Here is an 18,451-nt window from a genome sequence, read left to right as displayed (position 1 = left end):
GCATCATCGTGTGCGTCGTTCCGTTCGCGCCGCACAACGATGGAAACCGGAATCAATAAAACCAGCGGTATTGCGCACCGACCACCGTCACAGGCGTACCGAGGCGTGAGACACGCTGGTGCTGGATGAACAATGCGGCATGATCCCCGCCGAACACCGAACCCGCCATGCCGGCATCGATGGCCGCTCCGCCGCCCTGGATCGAATCGTGCACGACACCGACCTCGAGAAACGGCCGCCACCGATGCGTGTACCGTTCGCGCAGATCGGTCCCGAACCCCGCGAACAATCCGTATTGCGTGTACGTGGCCGGCATGAAATTTCCTGCGGAGGCCGACCGGCTCGCGGCAGGCAGAAGCGACGAAATCAGCGCGTCCGCCCGCCCCCCCGCACCATAATCGCCGTGCGTGCCGACGACGCGGATCGTATAGTCCGGGTACGCCGTGCGAATTCGGTAGCTCACCTGCGCGGTCGACAGCACGCCGCTCCCGAGATAGGTGCGCGCCTGGCTGTAGAAGCGGTCCATCTCGACACTGCCGGACACCGTCACGCGTTCGTTCGCCTGCCAGCTTCCATCGGCGATCAGGTTGTCCTTCATCCCGCCGATGCGCAACGTCGGCAGCTCGTCGGCGACCTGATCGCGGCCCGCACGCATGCCGAACTGCAGCGGTCCGTTGCGTCCGAATTCCACGCCCAGTCCGATCGTATAGAAGGCGTCGAGTCCTTCACGGCGGCCCGCCCTCATCGTGAACGCATCGTCGCGCGTCTGCCACCTGGCATGGAAGATCAGCGAGCGGTCCGCCGACGGCACGTTGACCAGTTGCGACGCGTCCGTCGATCGCTGGAGGTCCAGCGTGGCGGTCATGCCGATCAGGTAATGCCCGGCGATCTTGCGGCTTGCCGCGATTGTCTGCTCGCTGTAATCGAGCGGACGTTCGGCGTAGGTCGTCATGCTCGCGTCGAGCGACTGCGGCCACGCGAGCGCGGTTTCGACGAGACGCCGATGCATTTCGCTGTCGTCGGGCGCGCCATCGAGGCCGTCGAACGCGAGCGCTTGTGCTTGCCCCGGACGATCGACAGCTACGGCCGCATCGATCCGGTCGTAGCGCGGCAAGCGCACGCCCTGATCGAGCAGACGCTCCATCGTTCCGATGTCGCCGTCGGCAAGCGCGACGGTCAATTGCGCGGACGCCGGCTGCGCGAACAGGTTTGCCGCCTGCAACGCGAGCCACCGCTTCGCAAGCGGATTCGCCTCGTGCGACAGCGCCCACGTAATCGCCACCTCCTGCGCGACTGCCGCGTACGCACGGCGATCTTTTTCCAGCATGTCGTGCATCGATTTCGTACTACCCCGTGCCGACGACTCGAGCGGCGAAAGACCGCGTGCGTCGCCGAGCAAGGTACGGCGCTCGCTGACGAAATCGGCAGTCGCCGAGCCGTCCTTCAGCAGTGCGTCGAGCAGCGCGACCGCGTGGTCGGCGCTCGAATATTGCGCGGCCAGATCGACGCCGCGGCTGCGCAGTTCCAGGCGCGTCTCGATGTCCTGCGATGTACGCGCCGGAACACCGCGTTGCACGTGTTGCGCGTCTTGCGGCTCCTGCGTCGTCCGTCGCGGCAGCGAGGACGGTGCATCCCGTTCCTGCGGCGTCTGCCGCGCCTGCGTCCGGCCAAATGCGCCGATCTGCAGCCACACCTTGCGACGAATCGACCACGCGAGATCCGGACGCCCCGCCATTTCCTGCGCATCGGCGTACGTGAGCAGCCACAGCGGATCGTGCGACATCATCACGGCCTGACGGCGCAGATATTCGAGCGCATCGACGGGCCGGTTCAGGCGGAGTTCGGCCGCGGCATACGGCCCCCACAGCGGCGCGTCAGTCCAAGCCTTGTTGCGCCAGCGGTTGAGCGCCGCGCGCAACTCGGCATCCGTGCCGTAATCGACCAGCGTCCACAATAGCGCCGCATTCAGATCCGCCGATGCGCCCGGCAGATCGACCGCATGCCGCAGATCGCGCAACGCATCGAGCGGACGGCCGGCTTGCCGCTCGTACTCGGCGCGGACGCCGAGAAAACCCGGCGACGCCTCGGCTGCCTCGCGCTCCTGCGGCGTGAGGCTCGCAAGCAGCGCGTCGATGCGCTCCATCGCGCCGGCCGCGGTGTAGTAGTAGACCGCCTGCTGCAGCGCGCGCACGGTATGGTCGCGCCGGTAGCGGAGCGCCGAGATGCGGCCGGCGTCGATCGGGTACGCATCGTAGAAGTACGACATGTCGGCCAGATCGTCGGGTGTCGCCGCATCGCTCGCCAGCAGGTGACGATACGCGTCGTGCGCCGCGTCGTCGCGTTGCAGCAGGCGCGCCAGTTCGCCGTAGTTGCGCCAGAACGCCACTTCGCCGTCCTGCGCGTAACGGCTCGCGTTCGTCATTGCATCGAGTGCGCCCGCGTAGTCTCCGTCGCGATACAGAACATTGGCGGTGTGCAGCGCGTAGCGCGGATTGCGCGGCTCGCGCCGTTGCAGCCGACGGTAAATCACGAGCGCCTCGTCGTCGTGGCCGGCGCGTTCCGCGAGCGCACCGGCGCGTTCGTCGAGCGCGTTCGCTTCACGGCCGTGCGGTAGACGGTCGAGGAACGCTATCGCGTCGTCCGGCCGCCCGAGGCGCTCATACGTTGCCGTGATGGAATCGACGAGCTTGAGATCGTCGGGCGTCGCCCGTGCCGCCTGCAGCAAAGCGGCCAGGTAGGCGTCGTCGTCGTCCAGCATCGGGGCGATGCGCCGAACGTTCCGCCAGCCGACGGGGTCGCCGGTTTGTCGCGCATAGTCGAGCCAGGATTTCAGCGCGAGCTGCGACGACCCGTTCCATTCGGCCACCTGCGCCAGGCGCTTGCGCCACAGCGCCGAATGCGATTCCTTGGCGAGCTGCGCGAGCGCGACCTTCTGCGCATTGGCGGGATCGGCGGACTCCAGGAACGACTGATAGAGGAGATCGGCAATGTCCGCCCCATCGGCAGCCGGCGGCGACGGAAGTTGCACAGCTGCCGCATGCTTCGATACCTGCGTCGCGACGGCGAGGCGCATCATTGCGTCGCGTCGTCGCAGCGCGACCTTCACGATATGCACCCGCGGTTGCGTCCGTGCGGTGACTTGCGCTTGCGCCGCATCGATGAACAGGCCGTGGCCGCCCTGGCCTGCCCGGAGCTGCAGCGCGACGCTACCGCGACGTGCGCGGCCCCATACCATCGGACCGTCCAGATACGCGTACGTCTGCGGCGTCGAACCCGACCAGTGAACCGCCGGCATGGCGAGCACGCGGCCCGCGCGCCTGCTCCGATAGGCAATCCCGCCGATTCCTGCGCGCCGCGCCAACGCCTTCGCATACCGCTCGATCAGGTCCGGCCGCTGCGCTGCCCGTGCGAGATCGAGCAACGCAACGAGCGTCGGCTGATCGTCGATGAACGCGTCGTTCTGGCGCTGCGCAACCGCGATTGCATCGGCGGTCAGATTGCCGGCCTGCAGCACACGAATGCCCGCGATGAAGCAGCGTCGCCGCGCGTCGAGCGTCGTCGCGTTCTGCTGACGCCGGAACCAGCTGTCGGCCGCCTCCTTGTAGTCGCCGATCTGCAGCGCGTAGCGCGACACGTATTCGTCCCACGTATCGCGATGTGCGGTGTCGCGCCGCGCGAGGCGCACATAGAAACGCAGCGCGAGCGCGGGGGCACCGACCGATGCCGCGGATTGCGCGAACCATTCGAGATCGCGATCGGACCAGTCGAGCGCGGCTGCGTCGGAGAGCTGCAGACGCAGCGCGGCAAGCGCAGCGGAACGGCGCGGATCGTCGGCCTGCATCTCGTTCGTGCGTTGCTGCGCGATCGCGAGCCGCAGCTTCATCGCGGCCTGCCGCAGTGGCGGGGAAGCCGCCTCGTCCATTCGTTGAACGACCCGCCCCGCATCCGCGAGCCGGCCCAGCGACACATATTGCTCACCGAGCATCGCCAGTAGCACTTCGTCGCGCGGCCGCACTTTCACCCATGCTTCGAGATACGCCGCGCTCAGATCGCTCGGGCCGCCAACCGCGGCCATCCGCTCACGCAACCCGTCATGTGGTGCAGCCGCATAGCCAGCCAGCAGCACGACGCCTGCCAGCACCAGCACGAGCCATGGCGGCGCGATACGCGGGCGATTACCGGTCACACGCGATCTCGACCGGCTGGTAGCGCATCGGCTGACGGACGTCGGCCGCCGTTTCGAAACGAAGCACCGTTCCGTCGCGCCGAGCGTCGATCGGTCGGCCCGCGATGCGCACACGGCACCGCTGCGCGTCGGCGAGCTCGACGAACGGCTGGTAGTAGCCGCCGAACTCGAACGACATCCCGTCGGCGGTTCGATGGAAGTTCCGGACGAATCCGTTCGCTTGCGCGATGTACGGTGTCCTGCCCGGGCCATGCGATTGAACTCCGCCGCGCAATCCGTTCTCCGTGTCGCGCTCGAACACGACACGTGCGGCGCCGTCGGCAATATGGATATAGAGGCCGTCCGGGCCGGGCGCATAACCGGTCACGCCCTGCGACGCACGCAGGTCGGGCACGTCGTTGCGCGGCCAGTGCAATTCGCGCACGTCGCCGTTGCCGCGCACGACCCATGCGCCGCCGGCCATTTCGCGCGCGACCGCGAAACCGCGCCAGTCCAGCACCTTGTGCGTGTAATCGGTGATGTAGACAGGCAGCACGGGCTGCTTCAGCACGGTCGAGTAGATCTGGTCCAGCGCGCGCAGCGACGCGAGCTTCGTGCCGCTGTACATGTGGTAGTACACGTCGATCGGTTTGAAGCGATGCGGATGCTCCGTCATGTCGTAGGTTTCGAGTACCTGCGTGAAACCATAAAACGGGCCCTGCCAGTCGTTCGTGTAAACGTTTTCGTCCTGGTTCGGCGCGTATACCTGGTACGCGCCCGGCCCCTTGTCGACGCCGAGCGGCGCAATATGGGTCCAGCTGTTCACCGACTTGCGAATGATCGTGTCGCCGCCGTTGATGTTCTGGACGCCGGCCGCATAGGCCTTGCGCACGGCGACCGCGGGCGGCTCGCAGTCGCCCGGCCATTGCAGCACTTCGGTACGTTTGCCCGGCGGCGCGAGGCGCGAATCGATGTAGGCGATCGAGCCGGCGATCTCGCGGTCGAGGTCGAACGTGTAGCCCGGGATATCCAGCGAGAACGCCGTGTCGCCGCCGTTGCCGCGCTCGACGTTGTTCCGGTGGTCGACGCGTGCGCCCGTCGTCGCATCGAGGTCGGCCATCTGGAACGGATGCGAATAGGTATGCGAACCGATCTGCACCCACGGCAGCGCGAACATCTGCCGCGCGAGCGCCTCGAGGCGCGGCGACAGTTTCGGATACAGGCCGGTCGGCCCTACTTCGCCTTCGATGACCGACAACGTCATCGGCACCTTGTAGCGCGCGAAGATACGTCGATAGAGCGCGTCTCCCGAATAATCCGCACCGGGGAATTCCGCGCGCGACGCATAGCCGTCGCCGTCGACGTGCGTCATGAACAGGCGCCGGCCGTTCTCGGTCGTGACGCTCGGCGATGGCATCCGCACGAGACGCAACGCGTCGGTCACGAACGAGATCGGCTGAATCGCCCAACGCGTCTGCCCGATGCCGTTCAGCGAAACGACCGTGTACGGACTCAGCGTATAGCCGCCCCACGGCGTGATCGCGGCCGCGTCGACGTTCGTGCCTGCCGCCGCAAGCCGCAACAGCACACGGCTGTGCGATCCGACGCGCATCCCGACGAGATCGCGCGCATCCGGCCTCGGATCGATCTCGAAGTCCATCATCGGATCGCGCGTCACGACGCTGAGCGGCGCCCTGAACGGGCCGGGCACCGGCTGCAGATCGAGTGCCGCGCCCTCTTCCTGCGCGGCGTCGAAGCCGAACTGTCCCATGAACGCGACCGGCACGTGATCCGCGATGCGCGCATCGATCCAGCGCCGCCATCTCGCAGGATCGGCGGGCTCCGCGCCTTCGATCCAGGCGACGACGCCCGCGTAACGGTCCGGTGTGATATCGGTCGGCAGCGGTGCGTCGAGATCCGCGTATTCGACGTCGTAGCCAAGATAATTGAGCGGCATCGCGAGGTCGCGCACGCCACGCGTTTCGTCCACTGGCGTATCGGCGTCGCGGTTCTGTACGATCAGCACCTTGCGCGGCAGCACTTCGATCGCACCGATGCCGACGACGTCACGGCCCGCGTCCGTCACGTACGGCGTCACGCCGGTCGCGACGACCTGGGCGGCCGTCGCGCGGGCACATGCCCGGTCGGTGCGCTCGCAGATCTCGAGCGACAACACCGGCACGTGCGTCTCACGCATGAAAATCCGCGCCGTGTCGACGCGCGCGGTGCGGTCTGCGGCGGCGACGTCGCGTACCGCACGCATGTCGTCGCCGTCCATGAAACCGCGCACCAGCGGCGGACCGAGCACCGCGTAAAGCACGTTCGCATGCGGTTGCGCCGCGCGCAGCGCATCGTTGCCGCCGACGATCAGACGAGCGTCTGGATAAGCCGCATGAATTGCCTCGCTCGAGGCGATCGCCTCCGGCGTGTCGAGCAGGAAGCCGCGATAACCACGCGCCCACAACGGCTCGATGCGCTGCGAGACAAACGCCGCCGGCCCGAGTGCCGGGCCCGACGCGCCGTGCGGTACGCGTGCGACCCAAACGGTATGCGCGAGCGGGTGCGTCGCCGGATCGAAGCCCCGGGCGGGATCGAGCACTACGGCGTCGAACGCTTGCAGCAAGCCCTCGGGCGGCTGGGCACCGTCGAAAAACGCGACGTTTGCACGTGGCGCGGCCGGCGGGGATGGATGTTCCGGGGTATCGGCCGCCAGGGCGTGCAGCGAAGCGAACGCAAGCGCCGCGATGCACAGGGTCGCGGCAACGCTGCCGCGGACAGCAAGCACAGAAGCCATGCCCGCTCTGGGTTGATGATTCAATTCGTGTCGTTCCGGACGTCAAGCAATGCCGGCGCACGCCGCCCCGGCACAGGTAAGATCTAACGGATGGTGTCTACAGTCGGGAAACGTCCCCACATGCGCACGGGACCGTCGCGCCCGATCGGCGCACGCGCATGCAGCAACCACGATGCAGGGGAGGTCGTTTGCGCACTCATCGTTTGCCGGCGCCCATGCCTGCTGCGGCCCGCATCAGCGATACGCGCCATCCCAAGCGCGTGGCGACGTTGAAACCGGCGGCCCTGTCGGCAGCCAGGACGAGGGCGGCTTGAAGTGCGCCCATGCCGTGTATGTCCGCGCAATATTCGAGGCGATCCGTGCTCTCGGTCTTCGCCCCGGAGGGCAGCATCTCGCCTCGATAGACGACGAAAAAACAGCACGTGATGACCCACACACACAAGACCCGCACCGCAAATGGCTGCACGCGCAGCGCATTGCCGCCATCGACCGCGGAAGAGCCGATGGAACCGGCGACCAGCATCAACCCGGATGCTTTTTCCGACTTGGCCATACTTATTATTTCCCCGTTTGTTCTTCTTTTTAAAATTACCATGCCCAATGGTGAATTTTATGTTCTTACATAAATTTATGTTTTGATGCGACATCGTAAAGATGACGAAGGCATTTCGACGGAATTCGCCGCGTGACGGGATAACGCCATCGCCCAATCCAACCAGAGCCATTCAGCGAGATCGAGATCACTGGCGGAGTTTTCGAATTGTCCCGATCCAAGATGACCTGCGTATGGCATTTGCCTGCTTCGATACGCCGCCGACGGCGCGACGCGCACCATGGCCGCACACGTTTGCGCCGTCGCACTGCCGTGGATACCGATTGCTCTGAATATCGAATTCAATTGCCGTACAGCGTGCCTTTAACCGGGATTTACCCACGCCGCAGCGCATGCGGTTGGCGTGCCTACGCGCAGGCACGCCCGCTTCGCTTCGATCGATACAATCGCCGGCCGGGCGCGACCCGACAATCTTGTCATCGCGTATCAGGCATATCGATGTCGCCAGCAATCCTCGGCATCGCCGCGGCACCGCTATCGGCCGACGCGGTCGACCCACCCCCGGTAGAACGCGCGGTACTTGAGCACGAGCTTGTCGTACTTGCTGTACGCGCCGCCGCCGTCCGGCTTCATCCCGTTCCAGATCTTGACGTCGTACCCCGCGGCCTGCCGGGTCTGGAGCCCGAACAGCACGTAGTCGGTCGCGCGGCGCAGGACGCCGCCCACCTTCCGGATCGAGATCAGCATGTGCATGACGTTCTTGCCGTCGCTCACCGGCGTCACGCACTGAAGCAGCTTGTACTTGACGTCTCCGTCCAGCGCGACGGTCATCACGCACCCGCCGGGGTAGCCGTCGAAGTGCAGGTTCATCTGCGACATGTTCAGGCCCAGCGCGCGCGACAGCATGCCGAGCGGCCCGAAGTACCGGTTCACGGTGAAGTCGATCCCGGCGCCGAACCACGCGCCCGCCCGCGCCAGCGATTCGACCTCCGGCCACGCGCGCCAATCGTCGAAGAGCTTGAGCTCGAAGGCCGAGACCGGCAGCGCGTGGACGGGCGTCGCGTGCTGCGCGTCGTAGAAGTTCTCGACGATCCGCAAGACCGCCGTCGTCGTCTCGAACGCGAAGTGCAGGTGCATGAAGTCGCCGTTGTCCACGTCGGCCGCGGCGATCTCGGGCAGCGGGTGCAGCGGCTGCGGCGAGCCGTACCAGACCCACACGTAACCGTATCGCTCCACGGTGACCCACGTCGGCTGGCGCGCCCCGCGCGGCACAGGCTCCAGCCGGTGCACCGCCGCGCTGTGGCCGGGAATATGCACGCACTGGCCGTGCTCGTCGTACCGCCAGTGGTGAAACGGGCACTGGATGCACCCATCCTTGATCTGCCCGTCGGCCAGGTTCGCGCCAAGATGCGCGCAGTGGCGGTCCATCACCACGGCCCGGCCCGTCGTGCCGCGCCACGCGACGCACGGGCGGCCGAAGAGCGTCAACGCGGTCGGCTTGTCCTTGAGGTCGTCCGAGCGCATCGCCACGTACCAGCTCGCGGCCACGCGCGTGGTCGCGTCATACGCCGCCGACGGATGTTCGCTGGCACGCACTTGATTCAATTGAACGTCGTCTATCATTTTCGTTCCGGGGTCGGTCGACTACTTCAGCGCCAGGCCGATGCGGGTCGTGACGTACGCCCTGAGCAGCGCGAACATCGGGTTGTAGTCGAAGTACCGTTTCACCTCCGCCGGCGCGCTGGTCTGCGTCCAGTGCAGCAGCTTCATCGCCGGCAGCAGGCTGTACTTCGAGTTGTTGAGCTGCGGTTTGGCGCCGGTGATGCAGTACCCGAAGCCGAACATCGGCTTCGCGAATTCGCGTTCGTCGATGAGGGCGTGAATCCGCGCCGCGGCCTCCCCGGCAGGCTTCAGCCCCGCGCTCACGGCCTCGACCTCGGCTTTGGCGTCGTTGAACAACTGGTAGTACCCCTCCATGTCCGCGCACAGGTACCCGAGATACGGGGGATCGTCGTCGAGATGATCGAGGGCGCGCTCGTCGCGCGACGCGCGGAACCTCGCATGAGCTTGCACGAGCCGGAACTGCCCGAGGATCGTGCCGACCGCCCACAGCCTGTGGAACGCGTCCCACAGGCGGAAGTCCGAGAACGCCGTGTAGCAGCAGCTGACGAAGTCGTCGTTGTGGTCCAGCAGCTTCTGCTGCAGGCGCTCGATGTACTCGAAGCGCTCGGGGGAGAAGTCGTCGTCGCGCAGCGCCTTGATCAGGCGTGCCGCGAGTGCGTGGATGGTTACCGCGGTGTTCTCGAGCCCGCGGGAGAAAAGCGGATCGATGAACCCGTTCGCGTGCAGCATCAGGCAGTAGCGGTCGCCGACGCAGGCGCTCGACGAGAACTGCAGACGGTCGGTCTTGACCCAGTCGCGCACCGGCACGGCATCCCGGAACTGCGCCGCGATGCTCGGGAACCGCGCGAGGAATTCGTCGAATTCCTGCTGCGCGGAGATGTCCGTTTTCGGGTAGACGCGCGGGTCGAGCTGCAGGCCGACGCTCACCAGGTTGTTGGTCGATCGCGGGTGGTTGTTGAACGGGATCACCCAGAGCCAGCCGCCCTCGAACATGTGGTGCAGGGTCCCCTCGTGCCAGCGCCAGCGCTGCCCCTTGACCTTGAAGATGTCGTCGAACGGCTTGACCCCGAGCATGTGCGTGTAGAGGCTGCGCGAGTGCGTCTTGAAGCGGCACGGCTCTTCGCGCAGCCCGAACTTGGTCGCGAGCGGCGCACGCGGGCCGCCGCAGTCGATCATGTACCGGCCGGTGAAGCGTTCGCCCTGGGCGGTGGTCACCGCGACGCCGTCCTTGTCGGCGTGGTATTCGGTCACGCTCGTCTTCTGGCGAACCGTGCAGCCGTACTTGATGGCGGCTTGCAACAGGTACGCGTCGACGTCCTGCCGGTAATAGTGGCTCTCCGGCCCCCACGGCAGCTCGGGAATCACGCACTGCGTGAATTCCTTCGGGTCGTGTTCCTCGCCGGGCTTGTGGAACACGAAGCCGAAGTTGCGCTTGATGCCCGTGCTCGATGCGACGTAACGCTGCGTCGCATAGAACGACGTGATGTGGTCCAGCTCCGGAATGCCGTAGCGATCGGCGATGATGCGGTTCATCAGCGACGTCTCGGGGATCGACGATTCACCGATCGTGAAGCGCGGGTGCGACGATTCCTCGATGATCAACACGCGAAACCGTTGCTTGGCCAGGATGGCCCCCATCTGGGTGCCCGACATGCCCGAGCCGAGGATGATCACGTCGTAGTGGTTGTTGTCGCGCCCGTTCGCGGGGCTCTGCTGAGTCATGAGGCAAACTCTCCTGGTGAGATGGAACACATGGCCGCCGCCCGCGCCGCGCCGTCAACGCGCGTCGAGCACGGCGCGAACGCGTGACCGTGCCGCGCGCGTGAGCGTGAGCAGATCGCCGAGCATGCTGGGCGCGTACCCGCCGCTGCCGATCGTGGGGCCGCTTCGCCCGACTTCGTACGCACGCTCGGCCAATTTGCCGTGCGGCGCGCGAAAGCGCAGCAGGACCTCGAATACGCGGTCGAGGGCCGCCAACCCGGCCTCGACCGGCTCGCCCCGCGCACGGGCCGCTTGCGCTTCGCCGAGCACGCGGTCGACGAGCGCCGGCCGCCCGGCGAATCGCGCGTAGATCGCCCTGAACGCGGGAAGCACGTAGGGCAGGTACGTCTCCTTGAATTCCCGATAACCCTGGTGGTCCGATTGCGCGCCCCACAGCACGTGCTCCAGCACGAAGAGGGGCATTTCCACGGCACCGGGGCCGAGGTAGTTCTGGCCGTCGACTCGAATCGGTTCGTAGTACGGACGAAGCTCGTCGTAGAAGACCTGCACCGAGATGAAGCGATACGCGTAGACGATCGAGTCGACCATTTTTTGCAGATAGTCCGCCAGCGCGTCGCACCCTTGCGCGAACGCGGGCGAGCGCAGCGGCACGTCGGTCAGCTCGACCGTCAACGCGATGGCCGCCTCGAGCGCCGCCATCGAGATGCGCACGCTCTCGAGCAGGTGCGCTTCGTCGCGCAGCCCGGTGTAGCTGCGCTGCGCGTCGGCCGCCGCGGGGTTCCAGACCGTCACGTGCAGCAGCGTCTCGCGCGGCGGCAGGTCGGTCGCGCGCGCCAGGTCGAGCAGCACCGGTTCGAGCCCGGGCACCGCGTCCACGGGCTCGTGTCCGTGCCGCTTGAGCGATCCCAGGAAGAACCCAATGTCGCGCATCGCGGCGGCGGCTTCGACGAAGCCCCAGCCCGAGGGCATGCCGCGCGCCGGGAGGAACTCGCGCAGCAACCCGACGATGCCGGGCACGTCCCGTCGACGGTTCAGGCCCGGCAGCCGCAGGACGAGCGCGCGCGCCTGCAGCGGGTCGCAGGCCGCCACGGCAGCGTGCGTGGCCGCGATCGCGCGCACCCGGTCCGGGGCGCGGTCCACTACAGGATCTCCGGCGTCGCGAGCGTCGGCCCGGGCTGGCTGCGGGACAGCCCCGCATCGCCCTCGCGCAGCGAGCGCAGGTAATCGTAGTTCGTCGGCAGGCTCGCTCGCAGACGCTCGGCCTCGCGCCGGATCCGGGCAAACATCGCCTCGGCCTTGTCGATCGACTCCGGCCGGTGCCGCAAGAGCGGCAGCGACTGGTCGGGCAGCAGCCCCAGGCCGGCAAAAATGCAGTAGTAGTTTCCGTTCAGCCAGAAGTTCTTGAATTCGTAGTCGAAGGTGTCGTAGTACGTGGAATCGTCGAACGACGTGGTGGTCAGCGGCAGCCCCGCCTTGTAGCGTTCGACCTTCTCCTTGATCGCGTCCGACAGCCGCAGGTCGTGCCGGTTCGCGCGCCAGAACGCGGTGTCGTCGCGCGACGTGGTGAAATAGTGCGCCTGCACGAAATCCCGGCAGTCGTCGAACATGTAGACGATTTCGGCGTTGAATGCGTCGGCCAACCGCGGGTCGAACGACGTATCGGGGAAGTGCTTCACGAGCTGGTAAAGCGCTGCGTAGATGAAGTAGATGCCCGTCGATTCCAGCGGCTCCAGAAAGCACGACGACAGCCCGATCGCGACGCAGTTGTTGACCCACGCGCGCCGGTTGCGCCCGACCCGGAACTTGATCTGGTTGAGCGGCTGCTTGTCCGAGAGCCCCCAAAGGTCGAGGAAGTCGGCGGTGGCCTGATCGCGCGACGTGAACTTGCTCGAGAACACATAGCCGCTGCCGAACCGGCCCAGCATCGGGATTTTCCAGGTCCACCCGGCGTTCATCGCGATCGCCGACGTGTACGGCTCGATCCCGTCGCGCGCGTCGTCGGCGGGCACGGCGCTGGCGACCGCGCTGTCGCACAGCAGGTAATCGGACATGTCGATGAAGGGCTCCTTCAGCGCCTGGTTGATCAGGAGCCCGCGCATGCCGGAGCAGTCGATGAACAGGTCCGCTTCCAGCGTGCGCCCTTCCTTGGTGGACAGGCTGGCGATGTAGCCGCGATCGTTCAGGTGAACCTGCTCGACCTCGTCGACCGCGCGCTTCACCCCGCGTTCGGTGGCCCAGCGCTTCAGGAAGTCGGCCACCAGGTGCGCGTCGAAGTGCCACGCATGCGACATCTGGCGGGTGCCGTCGGCCAGGCACGGCGCCAGCTTGCCGTCGAGCGCCTCGGTCTGCGGGTAGCACGCGTATTCCATCGGCTGCTGGAAGCCCTGTTCGCGCTTGCGCAGCCAGTAGTGGGTCAGCGGCACGCCGTCGCAGTTCGGCACGTTGCCGAACAAATGGTAAAAGTGATCGCCGCGCGAACCATCGGCAGACTTCCGCCAGTTCACGAACCTGATCGCGGATTTGAACGCGCCGTTCACCTGGGGCATCCACTCCCGCTCCGGTATCCCGAGGAAGTCGAAGAACACCTTCTGCAAACTCGGGATGGTCGCCTCGCCCACGCCGATCCGGGGGATCGCCGCGGATTCGACGAGCGTGATGTTCGCGTGGTGCTGGAGCGCCCGGACGAGGTACGAGGCGGACATCCAGCCCGCCGTGCCGCCGCCCACGATGACGATATTCTTGATCGGGTGAGTCATGACACGCTTCCCATAGGATTTGAAACCTGAATGGATAGTGCCGCCTTGTCGAATTGAACCGGCAACTCATCCGGTAACGCGTGATGACGCGCCCGGTCCATCACGACAAATGACACCGAAAAGGCGTAGCGAATCGCAGCGAAGTCAGACAACAACGCGAAACCTCCATCGCACGCGGCGGCACACCGCGTAACGGATTCCGCTTCGACAAATTGAATTTCCGATACGGTGACTGCTATTAATTCATTTTAAAATTCGGCCTACCTGATTGCTTCCAGGATCGTCGCACCGTGCACTTGACTGTCCGACACACCATAGCAGCGTTCATGATGGCACACCTCGAAAAATTTCATATCAATCGCCGGTTGTTCAGAGAAATTCTAAATACCGGAAAATATCGATTAATTACCTCACAACAGTCGATTCGATTTTTTCGAAACAACGAAATTCATTTTTTCATTTGGAACGCATGATTCGAGAATCATTTCGCCAAAAATATATGGAATGACTGACGGAATTAACATGAAAGAAACAAAGAATTCACCACTTCAAATGCAAATCCGCCGACCGTTTCACATTTCGACGATCGTGATCTCGACCCAAAAATAATCCGACTCGTCGGCAGAGAAATTCGTCATGATGTGCCCGAGCAGAACGAAGGCCATGCGGCGAAGACGGGCAAGTTCACGGAACGCGCAGATCGAACGATCTGTGCATGAAGGTCAACCGCCATTTCAGCGGTGCGCCGGCTTCGGCCTGCCGCGAACCGCGACACTGACGAATCGAGGAGGCCGCGTGCCCATCCAGGAAGCGTTGCTGAAGATGTCGATGTACGTCTCGCTGGTGCTGATCGTGCCAGGGCCGACCAATACGCTGCTGCTGTCGTCCGGGCTGAAGGTCGGCCTGCGCGGCACGTGGCCGCTGGTCGTCGCCGAGGCGCTCGGCTATGCGATCGCGATTGCCGTATGGGGATTCTTCCTGTCCGCGTTCGCTGCAGGCCGGCCCTGGCTTTACGACGTGGTCAAGCTCGCGAGTTCCGTCTATATCTTTTTCCTCGCGCTCCGGATGTGGACGCATAGCCGCGTGCTGCAGGACGTGTCGGTCGCGCCGGTGCGCTTTCGCGACGTGTTCGTCGCGACGATGATGAACCCGAAGGCGCTGCTGTTCTCGAGCACGCTGTTTCCGTTGGAGGCGTTCAGGTCGGCGCACTATTTCGCGTGGGCGCTCGTCGTATTTCTGGTCGTGCTCGCGCCGATCGGTGTGGGCTGGTCGTCCCTCGGCGGGCTCCTCACTTCGCAACGCGCGTGGGCCGCCCGCACGTCGACGCTGCTGCGCGGCGCATCGCTCGTGCTGTTGATGTTCTCCGGCACACTCGTGTACTCGGTCGTGAACCGCTGACCGACGCGGCGCTTCTCGGCGAAAACGCATTTCGCTCCGGAAGCGAGTTATTCAGGCGCTTGCTTGCTGCGTATTAAGGTTGTCACTATCCACCGCGTTGCGAAGACCTGTGTCGACTCTTTCGCGATACCGTTGTAGCGCCGGCCGTCGCGGCCGTGCGTTGTTTGAGAGCCGTTCAATTCCCGTCGGCAGTGGTCGGCACCCGCACGTTCAATCCCGGCAGGTCCGCGAAATCCGCCACGTTCAGCGTCATCAGTGCGTAGCCGTGCTCGATCGCCTGCGCCGCGATCCACAGATCGTTGCAGCGCGGGCGCGGCGAGCGGCCGGCCTGCTTGACCGCGGCGGCCAGCACGCCGAACGCGGCGGCGGTGTGGCGTGTGACATCGAGCACGGGGCGCAGCTCGAGCTGACGCAGATGGGCCCCCCGCCGCGCGCGCTCGGCGGCGTCGGCGCACGACTGCACGCCGAACGCCAGTTCGCCCAGCGAGATCGTCGAGATGAACACCGGTGCGTCGCCGGCGGTGTCGATCACGGCGCGCGCGTCGACGGTGCCGCCGGCGAGACCGACCCATACGCAGCTGTCGATGATCACGCCCACGGGTCGCGCACTCCGTCGTCGAAGCCGGCGCGGCTGTCGCGCAACCAGCGGGCCGCGCCGTCCGCGCCGAGATTCTGCGGCAGGCCCTCGAGCGCCTGCGCGGCGTTCATGACAGGGTCGGCGGGCACCAGGCGCGCGATCACGGTCTGGTTGCGCTCGACCACGACGGTCTCGCGGCGCTGGGCGACCTGATCGAGGATTTGGCGGGTGTGACGCGCCAGTTCGGTGGCGGTGATAGTGGGCATGGTCGCCTCCGCGAAGCAATGAATACGTATTATACGTATTTTTCGCATCACAATCCGACGACCGGCCTGAACAACGCCTTCATCCCCGATCGGAAGGTCGACATACCGGCGCCTCTGCCTTTCCGGCGGCCAAGAAAGTGACCCCACTAACATCATAAGATTGCATTTTCACATTCAATGTGATTTTATTATCGCCTGTCGCGGCCCGCCGCCGCCCACGCACACGGCCGCCCCCATACCAAGGAAGAGACACAGATGGAGACAATCGCCGTCATCGGCAGCAACATGGTCGACCTCGTGACCTACGTCGCGCGCATGCCCGCCCGGGGCGAAACGCTCGAGGCGCCGAACTTCGAGCTCGGCTGCGGCGGCAAGGGCGCGAACCAGGCCGTCGCGGCCGCACGTCTCGGCGCGCGCGTCGTGATGGTCACCAAGGTCGGCGACGACGTGTTCGCCGACAACACGATCCGCAACTTCGAGCGCGAAGGCATCGATACCACGCACGTGCGCAAGGTCCCCGGCGTGCCGAGCGGCGTCGCGCCGATCTTCGTCGAGCCCGATTCGAGCAACAGCATCCTGATCGTCAAGGGTGCGAACCGCCATCTGCGGCCGGCCGACATCGACGCGGCCGCGCCGATGCTCGCCGAATGCGCGCTGATCGTGCTGCAGCTCGAAATCGAGCTCGACACCGTCTATCACGCAATCGAATTCGGCGCGCGGCACGGCATTCCCGTGTTGCTGAACCCGGCCCCCGCCGTGGCCGACCTCGATTTCGAACGCATCCGTTCCGTCGAATTCTTCGTGCCGAACGAAACCGAGCTCGCGATCGTGTCGGGCATGCCGGTCGATTCGCACGAGCGCGCCGCCCGCGCCGCCGAAGCGCTGGTCGCACGCGGGCTCAAGCACGTGCTCGTCACGCTCGGCAGCAACGGTTCGCTGCTCGTGTCGCGTCACGGCGCGCACCACGTGCCGGGCGTGCCCGTCGACGCGCGCGACACGACGGGCGCCGGCGACGCGTATATCGGCTGCTTCGCGCGCTGCTATGCGGCGTCGCGCGACGCCATCGATGCGATGCGCTACGCGTCCGCGTACGCCGCGCATTCGGTCACGGGCCTCGGCACGCAGAAATCGTATGCCGACGCCGCGACGTTCGAACGCTTTCTCCGCGACGCCGGCTTCTGATCGGCGCCTTCATCGACGAGACATTGGGAAGGAGACACCCATGAGCCGGACCCCGATCGAACACACACCCGACGGCTATTACCTGAATCGCACGCCGCTCTTCGCGTTCACGTTGCTGTGCTGCCTGTTCGCGCTGTGGGGCACCGCCGCGAACCTGAACGACGTGTTGATCGCGCAGTTCAAGAAATCGTTCTTCCTGTCCGATTTCGAATCGGCGTTCGTGCAGTCCGCGTTCTATCTCGGCTACTTCTTCCTCGCGATTCCGGCCGCGACCGTCGTGAAGAAGTTCAGCTACAAGACGACGATCCTCGTCGGCCTGCTGCTCTACACGACCGGCTGCCTGCTGTTCTTCCCGGCCGCGTCGATGGCGAAGTACGGGATGTTCCTCGTCGCGCTGTTCGTGATCGCCGCGGGCCTGTCGTTTCTCGAAACGGCGTCGAACTCGTATTCGACGCTGATGGGCCCGCGCGACACCAGCACGCGGCGGCTGAACATCTCGCAGACGTTCTATCCGTTCGGCGCGATGGCCGGCGTCTACATGGGCAGCTTCCTGATCTTCAAGGAAGGCGACGCGTCGCATGCGCAGCTCGCGGCGATGTCGGCCGCCGATGCGCACACGCACCAGCTCGCGATGATCCAGGCCACGCTCGAACCGTACAAGTGGCTGATCGTCGTGCTCGTCGCCGTCTTCATCGTATTCGCGCTCACGCCGTACCCGGCCTGCAAGGGCAACGGCGCGAGCGCGGTCACGCACCGGATCGACGCGCGCGGCACGCTCGCAAGACTGTTCGGCAACCGGCGCTTCGTCGCGGGCATCGTCGCGCAATTCCTGTATGTGGGCGCGCAGGTCGGCGTGTGGAGCTTCACGATCCGGCTCGCGATGCAGATCGGCGGCCTCACCGAGCGCGGCGCATCGCGCTACCTGCTCGCGACGTTCTTCGCATTCTTCGTCGGCAAGCTGGTCGCGACGCTCGTGATGAAGCGCGTCGGGCCGGCCAAGGTGCTGATCGTCTACGGCATCCTGTGCATCGCGCTGCTCGCGTACACGATCAGCGTGCACAACATCACGGCAGTCTATGCGGCCGTGTGCGTGAGCATCTTCCTCGGCCCGTGCTGGCCGACGATCTACGGGCTGACGATCGACGGCCTCGGCAAGGACACCGAATACGGCGGCTCGATCCTCGTGATGAGCATCGTCGGCGGCGCGGTCGTGCCGCTGATCCAGGGGCTGATCTCCGATCACACCGGCGGCAACATGCAGCTTGCGTTCGTCGTGCCGCTGCTGTGCTTCGTCGTGATCGTGTACTACGGCTTCTACTGCCTGCGCCACCTGCCGGCGGCGACGCCCGACGCGGCGGCCGGCGACCATGCGTCCGCACGCTACGCCGCGACGCGCAACACGTCGGGTGCCTGAC

The 18,451-nt window shown here is 65.6% G+C and carries 13 protein-coding genes; 4 read left to right on the top strand and 9 right to left on the bottom strand.

Annotation, left to right across the window (positions count from 1 at the left end):
- Positions 1–52: 52 nt before the first annotated feature.
- Both CFB81_RS30315 and CFB81_RS36730 read right to left on the bottom strand, forming a co-directional pair.
- Positions 53–4,186, bottom strand: a complete 4,134-nt coding sequence (locus CFB81_RS30315) for a tetratricopeptide repeat protein (protein ID WP_256976384.1) — start codon at positions 4,184–4,186, stop codon at positions 53–55.
- On the bottom strand, positions 4,176–6,764 hold the full coding sequence (locus CFB81_RS36730) for a sugar ABC transporter (protein ID WP_256976383.1): 2,589 nt from the start codon (positions 6,762–6,764) through the stop codon (positions 4,176–4,178). Before CFB81_RS36730 ends, CFB81_RS30315 begins: the two co-directional genes overlap by 11 nt.
- A 15-nt stretch (positions 6,765–6,779) precedes the next feature.
- Here CFB81_RS36730 and CFB81_RS36330 point away from each other — a divergent pair, with 15 nt between their 5' ends.
- Positions 6,780–7,046 (top strand): hypothetical protein, encoded by a 267-nt coding sequence (locus tag CFB81_RS36330; RefSeq protein ID WP_179236125.1) that lies wholly within the window; start codon positions 6,780–6,782, stop codon positions 7,044–7,046.
- A 109-nt stretch (positions 7,047–7,155) separates the two neighbouring features.
- Here the strand turns inward: CFB81_RS36330 and CFB81_RS30310 are convergent, their stop codons facing one another.
- The 5 genes from CFB81_RS30310 to CFB81_RS30290 all read right to left on the bottom strand — a co-directional run bounded on the left by CFB81_RS30310 (position 7,156) and on the right by CFB81_RS30290 (position 13,613).
- On the bottom strand, positions 7,156–7,512 hold the full coding sequence (locus CFB81_RS30310) for a hypothetical protein (protein ID WP_034175538.1): 357 nt from the start codon (positions 7,510–7,512) through the stop codon (positions 7,156–7,158).
- A 534-nt stretch (positions 7,513–8,046) separates the two neighbouring features.
- Positions 8,047–9,132 (bottom strand): Rieske 2Fe-2S domain-containing protein, encoded by a 1,086-nt coding sequence (locus CFB81_RS30305; RefSeq protein ID WP_034175623.1) that lies wholly within the window; start codon positions 9,130–9,132, stop codon positions 8,047–8,049.
- A gap of 24 nt (positions 9,133–9,156) precedes the next feature.
- On the bottom strand, positions 9,157–10,857 hold the full coding sequence (locus tag CFB81_RS30300; protein WP_089437622.1) for an NAD(P)/FAD-dependent oxidoreductase: 1,701 nt from the start codon (positions 10,855–10,857) through the stop codon (positions 9,157–9,159).
- Positions 10,858–10,911: 54 nt separating this feature from the next.
- Positions 10,912–11,946 carry a monodechloroaminopyrrolnitrin synthase PrnB family protein gene (locus CFB81_RS30295; RefSeq protein WP_218829353.1) on the bottom strand — a complete coding sequence of 345 codons (1,035 nt, stop codon included), beginning with the start codon at positions 11,944–11,946 and terminating at the stop codon, positions 10,912–10,914.
- 50 nt (positions 11,947–11,996) lie between these two features.
- On the bottom strand, positions 11,997–13,613 hold the full coding sequence (locus CFB81_RS30290; protein WP_089437620.1) for a tryptophan halogenase family protein: 1,617 nt from the start codon (positions 13,611–13,613) through the stop codon (positions 11,997–11,999).
- Between the two features lie 795 nt (positions 13,614–14,408).
- Between CFB81_RS30290 and CFB81_RS30285 the strand changes: the two genes are divergently transcribed.
- Positions 14,409–15,011 (top strand): LysE family translocator, encoded by a 603-nt coding sequence (locus CFB81_RS30285; protein ID WP_089437619.1) that lies wholly within the window; start codon positions 14,409–14,411, stop codon positions 15,009–15,011.
- A 175-nt stretch (positions 15,012–15,186) separates the two neighbouring features.
- Here CFB81_RS30285 and CFB81_RS30280 read toward each other — a convergent pair whose 3' ends face one another.
- Both CFB81_RS30280 and CFB81_RS30275 read right to left on the bottom strand, forming a co-directional pair.
- Positions 15,187–15,609: a type II toxin-antitoxin system VapC family toxin gene (locus CFB81_RS30280; protein ID WP_069619539.1), complete on the bottom strand. Its 423-nt coding sequence runs from the start codon at positions 15,607–15,609 to the stop codon at positions 15,187–15,189.
- Positions 15,600–15,854 carry a type II toxin-antitoxin system Phd/YefM family antitoxin gene (locus tag CFB81_RS30275; RefSeq protein WP_034175542.1) on the bottom strand — a complete coding sequence of 85 codons (255 nt, stop codon included), beginning with the start codon at positions 15,852–15,854 and terminating at the stop codon, positions 15,600–15,602. The genes CFB81_RS30280 and CFB81_RS30275 overlap by 10 nt, the downstream gene beginning before the upstream one ends.
- 255 nt (positions 15,855–16,109) lie before the next feature.
- Between CFB81_RS30275 and rbsK the strand changes: the two genes are divergently transcribed.
- Together rbsK and fucP are read left to right on the top strand one after the other, a co-directional pair.
- The gene (rbsK, locus tag CFB81_RS30270; RefSeq protein WP_089437618.1) at positions 16,110–17,036 is read left to right on the top strand and encodes a ribokinase; all 927 of its coding nucleotides are present in this window, start codon (positions 16,110–16,112) and stop codon (positions 17,034–17,036) included.
- Positions 17,037–17,076: 40 nt separating this feature from the next.
- On the top strand, positions 17,077–18,450 hold the full coding sequence (gene fucP / locus CFB81_RS30265; protein ID WP_069619536.1) for an L-fucose:H+ symporter permease: 1,374 nt from the start codon (positions 17,077–17,079) through the stop codon (positions 18,448–18,450).
- Position 18,451: the final 1 nt, after the last annotated feature.

The sequence above is a fragment of the Burkholderia sp. AU28863 genome (assembly GCF_002223195.1).
In the GTDB taxonomy this organism is placed as follows: Bacteria; Pseudomonadota; Gammaproteobacteria; order Burkholderiales; family Burkholderiaceae; genus Burkholderia; species Burkholderia sola.
The sequence above is the reverse complement of the archived record's forward strand: the minus strand, read 5'-3'. Positions and strand labels throughout refer to the sequence as shown.